Source organism: Nostoc sp. JL23, from assembly GCF_017115065.1.
Lineage (GTDB): Bacteria > Cyanobacteriota > Cyanobacteriia > Cyanobacteriales > Nostocaceae > Nostoc > Nostoc punctiforme_A.
Genome location: NZ_JABXKN010000133.1, coordinates 1 through 7,075 on the forward strand (window position 1 = coordinate 1; position 7,075 = coordinate 7,075).

5 protein-coding genes and 1 pseudogene are annotated in these 7,075 nt (G+C 37.9%); 1 reads left to right on the top strand and 5 read right to left on the bottom strand.

The genetic code is table 11. The annotated features are described in order from the left end of the window. Positions 1–39 precede the first annotated feature (39 nt). The 4 genes from HWQ42_RS28620 to HWQ42_RS28635 form a co-directional block, all read right to left on the bottom strand. Positions 40–2,481 carry a PAS domain S-box protein gene (locus HWQ42_RS28620; RefSeq protein WP_292817846.1) on the bottom strand — a complete coding sequence of 814 codons (2,442 nt, stop codon included), beginning with the start codon at positions 2,479–2,481 and terminating at the stop codon, positions 40–42. A gap of 415 nt (positions 2,482–2,896) precedes the next feature. After that, the gene (locus HWQ42_RS28625) at positions 2,897–4,075 is read right to left on the bottom strand and encodes a DNA double-strand break repair nuclease NurA (RefSeq protein WP_292817848.1); all 1,179 of its coding nucleotides are present in this window, start codon (positions 4,073–4,075) and stop codon (positions 2,897–2,899) included. 170 nt (positions 4,076–4,245) lie between these two features. Further along, positions 4,246–5,031 (bottom strand): HAD family hydrolase, encoded by a 786-nt coding sequence (locus HWQ42_RS28630; protein WP_292817850.1) that lies wholly within the window; start codon positions 5,029–5,031, stop codon positions 4,246–4,248. A 138-nt stretch (positions 5,032–5,169) separates the two neighbouring features. Continuing rightward, on the bottom strand, positions 5,170–5,736 hold the full coding sequence (locus HWQ42_RS28635; protein WP_292817852.1) for a Rieske 2Fe-2S domain-containing protein: 567 nt from the start codon (positions 5,734–5,736) through the stop codon (positions 5,170–5,172). A 327-nt stretch (positions 5,737–6,063) separates the two neighbouring features. Between HWQ42_RS28635 and HWQ42_RS28640 the strand changes: the two genes are divergently transcribed. Then, a complete protein-coding gene (locus tag HWQ42_RS28640) occupies positions 6,064–6,396 on the top strand; it encodes a hypothetical protein (RefSeq protein WP_292817854.1) in 333 nt (110 codons plus the stop codon). A gap of 104 nt (positions 6,397–6,500) precedes the next feature. Here the strand turns inward: HWQ42_RS28640 and HWQ42_RS28645 are convergent. Next, positions 6,501–6,980 (bottom strand): annotated as a pseudogene (locus tag HWQ42_RS28645) (PDDEXK nuclease domain-containing protein); the annotation flags it as partial. Positions 6,981–7,075: the final 95 nt, after the last annotated feature.

Consider the following 7,075-nt stretch of genomic DNA (forward strand, 5'->3'; position numbering starts at 1 on the left):
TTGATGGTTATTTTGTTTATTCATGTTATTTTAACATAACTACTCTTGGAGAGCCGTTTTTATTTTGGTCATTGATTCTTCTAAAGCATCGATCGCATTAGTTAAAATATTCATAAATACTTGATTAAGCTGCCCAGGATAGCAATCAACCAAGGGCAAATCACCATATTCTTTAACTATACATATATCCGATCTAATTCCATTATCTTTCCAGCGATGATGCAAAATTAATAACGTATTTTCAATTCCTTCATGAATGTCAACTAGTTTTTTTCCCGCTTCATCATGACGAGAAAAATTTCGCAATCCCAAAACAATTTCACGAATACGATTAGTCCCCATATTCATCGATGATAGGAGTTTAGAAAGGTCATTAGTAATAAATTCTAAATCAATTTTTGCAGCGAAATTTTCTATTTCTACTTCTGGTTGGGGATAATGTTGCTGATAAAGGTGCAAGAGAGTTAACATCTCTTGAAAGTATTCGTTAGCATAGGTTAAGTTACCATGAATAAAACTAACTGGATTGTTGATTTCATGGGCAACTCCAGCGACTAATTGTCCTAAGCTAGACATTTTTTCATTCTGGATCAGTTGAGATTGAGTTTGTTGCAATTTATGCAAGGTTTCAGTGAGTTTTTCAGCTTGAGTTTGAGCTTCTAAAGTAGCAGCGCGACTTTGGGTATAAAGTTGTGCATGATCGATGGCGATCGCTAGTTGATCGCAAACAGCTTGTAGCAGACTAATTTCACTATTATTCCAAATGCGATCGCCACTACAATGACTACACACAATTGCCCCAATCTCCCCGGAATTACTTTTAACTGGTAGCATTAGTTGAGATGTGATCCCAAACTCAGTTAAAAGTTCTTGCATATCATAATCAACTTGTGATTTACTATTAATATTTTCGATGCAAATTAGCTCTTGAGAGAGAAGATTTTTAGTCAAAAAAGTGCTTTTTTGCAGTGGAATACTACCTAACATACTTGCTAAGTTAGGATTTCGTGCTTCATAGGTAATAGTTAAGCTTGCTTGGGATGGGTGCGGTAAATAAGAAAGAAAGTAGCAACGGTCAATTTGTAATAAGCTGCGAATTTCATTCACAGCAGTTTCTAAGATCATATCTAGGTTGAGAGAACTGCGGATTTGGCTAGCTAAACGCAGTAATAAGGCTTCCCGACGGCTGAGGAGTTCTTCTCGCGCCCAGATTCGGTCAATAGCTACAGCAATATTATTAGCAATCCAATTTAATAGGTTATGAGTTGGTTCGGTAAATAATTGCTTGCTGAATAAAGCAATTATACCGATTAATTGCTGCTCTACTATCAGAGGATAAGCTGAAAATCGAGAAATTGAAAATGTAGACTCGACAAGCTTTTCTGAATTATTAATTGATAATTCTTTGTTAAAAATAGCTTGATGGTTTTGAATCATTAAGCCAATAATATTATTGACTAAAGCGATATGTTCTGGGAAATCTTGGGTATCGCTCAAAGTACTACAAGTAATATCTGTGCAATGAACGCCAGCTTGCAATTGTAGCTGGTTTGTCTGTCGTTCAAATGTCCAGATACAAACAAAGCCGATATCAAGGTATTGGGAAATAGTATTTGTACAATTTTGCAAAATTTCTGGAAGTGTGCCACTTTGAGATAAGGCTAAACTGACTTCTGCACTCAAAACTGACAAGCGCGATCGCTCCAATAAAGCTAACTCTGAAAGGTTACGCTGTGTAATATCTGTACGAATCGATACATATTGATAGGGCTTTCTATCTTGTCCCAACATTGGGGCGATCAAAGTATCCACCCAATAAAAAGTTCCATCTTTAGCCTTATTTTTAATTTCTCCTTTCCATATTTTTCCTTGGCCAATAGTTTTCCATAAGTTTGCAAAAAATTCTTTTGTGTGGTGTCCAGAATTGATAATTCGATGATCTTGCCCTAGAAGTTCTTCTGAAGAATATTTAGAAACTTCGCAAAATAGGTCATTGACATAGGTTATTCTTCCAGTTCTATCAGTAATAGCTACCAGTGAATGGGCATTTAAGGCAAATTTAAAAGCTTTTAATTCTTGGATAGAATTTTTTAGGGCTATTTCATTCTCTTTGTTAATAGTTATGTCACGAGCTACTGCATAAATCAACTTTTCTTCGCTAAAACCAGTCGCATTCCACGATAGCCATTTGTAAGAACCATCCTGACAAAGATAGCGATTTTCAAAACTGATTGCATCTACCGAGTGTGTAATGTTTTGAGCTGCTGCAATAGTGGATTCACGATCTTCAGGGTGAATAAATTTGATAAAAGGTTTAGCAACGAGTTCCTGAATTGACCAACCTAGTGTTTTTGTCCATACTGGATTTAAATACTTAAAATAACCATCAAAGTTAGCAATACATAATAAATCTATAGAAAGGGAGAAAAATCGAGAGTATTTCTCTTCAGATTTTTTGTACTCAGATTTAAATAGTTTCATCAGCTTTTTAGGTATAAATATTTTTGGAAAAAATTTAAATAAGTTAGTACGTTTTTTACTGAATTTGGCTAACCATTTTGATAGGATATATCAACCTAGAGACTCACCTAATGTCAGTTCTGGCGAAGGCTATTTCGCTTATGTATAAAAACGTAGTTAACTCGATGTAGATCCAATAAGTATCCACTACTTTATAGTGAGCAAACTAGCTAGTTATTGCTTATTTCTCTACTAAATAAAGTTTTCCCTAAAAAACTGTAAAGTAAACATTTAGATTTTAAATTTAAGATAAGAAGTGTTACGTAAACTGAATTCATCAGAACTTTTATCTGTAATTGTCCTTAAAGTAGCTAAGGCATTAGTACCATAAAGCGTAATTCATAGCTAAGAATTCAATTACGAATTACAAATTATTTTAAGCAATACTCCCCCGTTTTCTGGCTTCTTTGTAGGAAGTTCCCACATTTTTTAAACCAGCTTTAATCATTTGTTGTTCAAGTAGAGCAAAGAAACGCGCTTTATCGCCACCTTTTACTACTGCTTGATTATGCGCTTCAGCGATCGCTACAGGGTAGCCATATCCTTTTTGCACTTGTGCTAACATTAGTCCCAGTGCTTGGTCTAACATGGTTGCATTCTCCGCTACCCATGCCGGAACTTCGATTCGAGCGATTTCGGTGCCAACGTGGACGTAGCAAAAGTAAATTGTTTGATCGCCGTAAAGTTCCAGAATGGGGGAATTGCTGCGCCATAAAGTACTACGTTGTCCTGGTTTGAGTCTGGTTGCCCAAACAGACGTATCGCGCAACTGTTCAAAAATTTTACAAGGTACTTTTTCTAACTGATTTGGGCAATGACTTTTACAGTCTGGCGCTGGATGAGGACAAGCTGATAACCGTAAAAAGTTCATTGTTTCGATGCTGCGAGAGGCGCTAAGATAGCCCATCAACGGAATTTTAGCATCACGCATTTGCTGCCAAGCTTCTAGGATGGGGGGTAAAATCCGATCGCGTGCATCCATCGGCAATTGTTCTAAAAACCAGTAAATTAGCGAACCATCTACCATCGCTAGCGCTGGCGTTTCCTTTTGCGCTGCATCACACGCCAGTTCTGCTAACACAGTTGTTTCTGAAGCAGTGCGGCGAAAACTCATCCATTCCTCAGTTCTAATTCCCCACTGTCGAGACATATATAAATCTTCTGGGCGGTAAAATACTTCTGGCAAACTATCGAGTAGTGGGTGGCGATTTTGTCCGTAGTGTAAGACGACTCTGCCAATATTTAGCAGATAACAGTAAGCAATTTCATGATGGTTGGGGGCAATTTGGGAACCATCGGTAGCGATGACAGTATGAATTTTTGGCGGAACTGGAATATCAATGCAAGTTTCTAGCGGTTCAATTGGGGTAGCATTAGCAAAGAGAATGCGATCGCGCCATTTTTCCTGGCGATCGATTAAATCTTGTTGAGACTGGTAAGCATTTTTTAAATGTTGTTGTGCCAGTTCTAAACGCTGACGACTGGCAGCAGCTTCTAAGGTAAGATGCTGACTTAAACCCTGCATTTGTCGCGCCAGTTTTGTTAGGTCAAGCATAAAAGTAAGTGCAAAGTGAGGAGTGAATACTTGTGAGTTATTATTTCACCTAAATTGACAAAATACATATTTGATTTATATAAATACGTCAGAAATTAAATATGCGTTATTCAGAATCCTTGTAGAGACGTAACACTGCTACGTCTCTTTTTGACTCGATATTTAATATATTAAAGCCAAGCTGAGAAATCTTTGGCAAACTGAGAAAGTGATAACAACTGAATTCGCGGATCGTTTTGAGCAGTTTCCCGTTCGGCTTGGGTATTATAGCCCCAATCTGCAAGAAAAAGTTTCACATCTTCAAGGTCTGCTTGCTGTTGGACTAACTGTAATGTCTTGAGTCTATCTTCTACAAACCAGAGACTAACTGGCTTGTCTTCTACTGACTGAATTAAGTCTCGCAAAATTTCATATTTTGGACGCTTAACTTCTTTCCCAAAGATTGATTCTGGTGGTAAATTTACTCCTTCCTGTTGCAACAACTGCTGTACAAAACGCCCTTCTTTAGTTGTCACAATGTATAACTTAACTCCACTGTCAATAGTTAATTTGATTTTTTCTATTACAGACGGATAAAATCTATGCAGACTCAGCCAACCACTTAAATCAGTAGTAATCCATTCATCTCGTTGGTTATCTAGTTTTGCACCAATTTCTCTTGCTTGGAGCTTATCATTTAACAAAATTTGTGGGGCAATGCTCACCCATTCATGAAGAATCTTTTCGTCAGAAATTCCATCTACCAAGGCTTTAATTAAAATGGGCATTTCCCAACCTGTTTCAATAACAGGCCTTAGTCGATAGAATCTCAAAGCTAAATCATCTGGCGGTGTGTCGTTAGCAGAAGACCAAATTTCACAGTAGGTACGCCATGCTACCTCAAAGTATTCAATTAATCCGTCGCAAATCACTCCATCAAAGTCCAGGGCTAAAATTTTGGGACTACTTGTGGTCATTGGTTTGAGAATGAAACTGCTGTTGTCAGCTTACCCGACAAATTTAAATCATGCAGTAATTTTTGTTAGTCTTTTATAATTCATAAATTTGCCGAAAAAGTCTGGTGGCATTGTTAAATTGGATTTGTTAATGCTAGGTTAACGAGGATCTAGAGCAGGTTTGCGATCGACTAAACGAATTTGGTTTTGCTTGACTACTACGGTGATTAGTGGTAGGGAGCGTTTAGCTGGGCCATGAACAACTCGACCCTGAGAATCGTATTGAGATCCATGACAAGGACAAATAAAGTGATTCTTCTCAAGATCCCACTTGACTGTACATCCTAAATGGGTGCAGATTGGATTGATAGCGTACTCAGCAATCTGTGGCCCGTCTTGAATAATCAGATAATCAACGCTACGATCTGGCAAGCCTTTTACCAGAATCGGAATTCCTGGCTTTGCGGTTGCTAATAGTGTATTAGCTTCAATTTGTTTGCCGTCTTCAGCCAGTGCTACCGATCCTGGAAGATAATTTTGACAGCGTGAATTCTTTGGATAAAGTGAGCAAAGGGTTTCTAGGTCTATCTCACGACTTTGGCTGACTTTGGGAAATAGATATCCGATAGCTACTGATGCAACTGTAGTACCTAGCATATAGGTTAAAAAATCCCGGCGCGTTTTTATCCTCGCTGGAACTTTGCCATTAGTAGAAGAATTTTCCATGATGATTCGATTTACCTACAAAGGTCTACTAATATACTACGGTGCGATCGCATTAAGATTAATGTAAATTTGTGTTTGCTATGGGTTGATTTTAATAAATTTGCTTTTTTAAGAGCTGTTCAGGAACTGTAATTTTTAATTATTATTTATTTCTGGAGTATGAGGTCATTTATTAATCTCAGAGCTAGGCTATAACCTAAGATATGTTCCTCACAAAATTTATTCAAAATATATTCTCAAACTCTCTCCAGAGAAAGAACTCTTTATACCCTTGATTTTTTAAGCTGTTGTTAGTCAAGCAACATATTTCTAATACCTGAAAGCGCCATGAGTGATAAAAATCAAGAAAATCAAATTAATCAACCAGTAAGCGAAGATCGGGATTCTCGTGACAAGCCAGATGTGAACGAAAGAAACCTAACCGCGAATCCAGGAGATAGAATTTCTGATAAGCCTCAATCCGTTGAAGAGAAGGCTAAACAGGCTGCTGTTGATCATGTACCAGATATTACAGGCGACACAATCACAGTCCCGACTTACTTCGTTGTGGATGAACCCAACGGCGAAAAGAAGGCACTCCATCACGTTAAAGATGCTGAAGAAATTTCCGACGTAATTCGGCAGGCACGACTTGATGAAAATGGAAATCGAATTTGGTAGTCGTTGTTTATGGAAGACGCAGAGACGCGGAGAAGTTATTAAATAATCTCTCCGTTTCTTTGTGTCTCCCTCTGACCACGTTTTCTTTGCTCAAGTTAGTCTTGCTAGGTTCCGTTTTGCTCATCTACTGTTTCTCCAAGTGGATGAATTATTTTCCCCTCAAATTTTGCACCTAAACCGAGTCCTAATTCAATTTTAGTAATCGTTTCCAATTCAGCTTCTAACTGCTCGATTGTTGGTAAATTACCTTGCAAAGCCTCCGGCAAAATATCTTTTAGCTGATACACAGAGACACCAATTGGCTTATGCATATCTCGCAGAGAATATTCGGCAATTACCTTATTTTTACTTTTGCATAGAATCATTCCAATAGTAGGCTGATCATCTGGGTGTCTCAACAAATCATCCACCGCACTAACATAGAAATTCATCTTGCCGGAATACTCTGGCTTGAACTCTTCAATTTTCAGGTCAATCACTACATAGCAGCGTAAACGCAAGTGGTAAAACAATAAATCGATATAAAAATCTTCACCCCCAACTTCAAGATGGTATTGACTACCTACAAAAGCAAAACCAACCCCTAACTCTAGTAAGGGACTTCCATAAAATAAACTATTCCACCAACAGTAATGATAATCATTTTAAAGGGGGGATGAAGGGGCTGCCGACGGCAGCC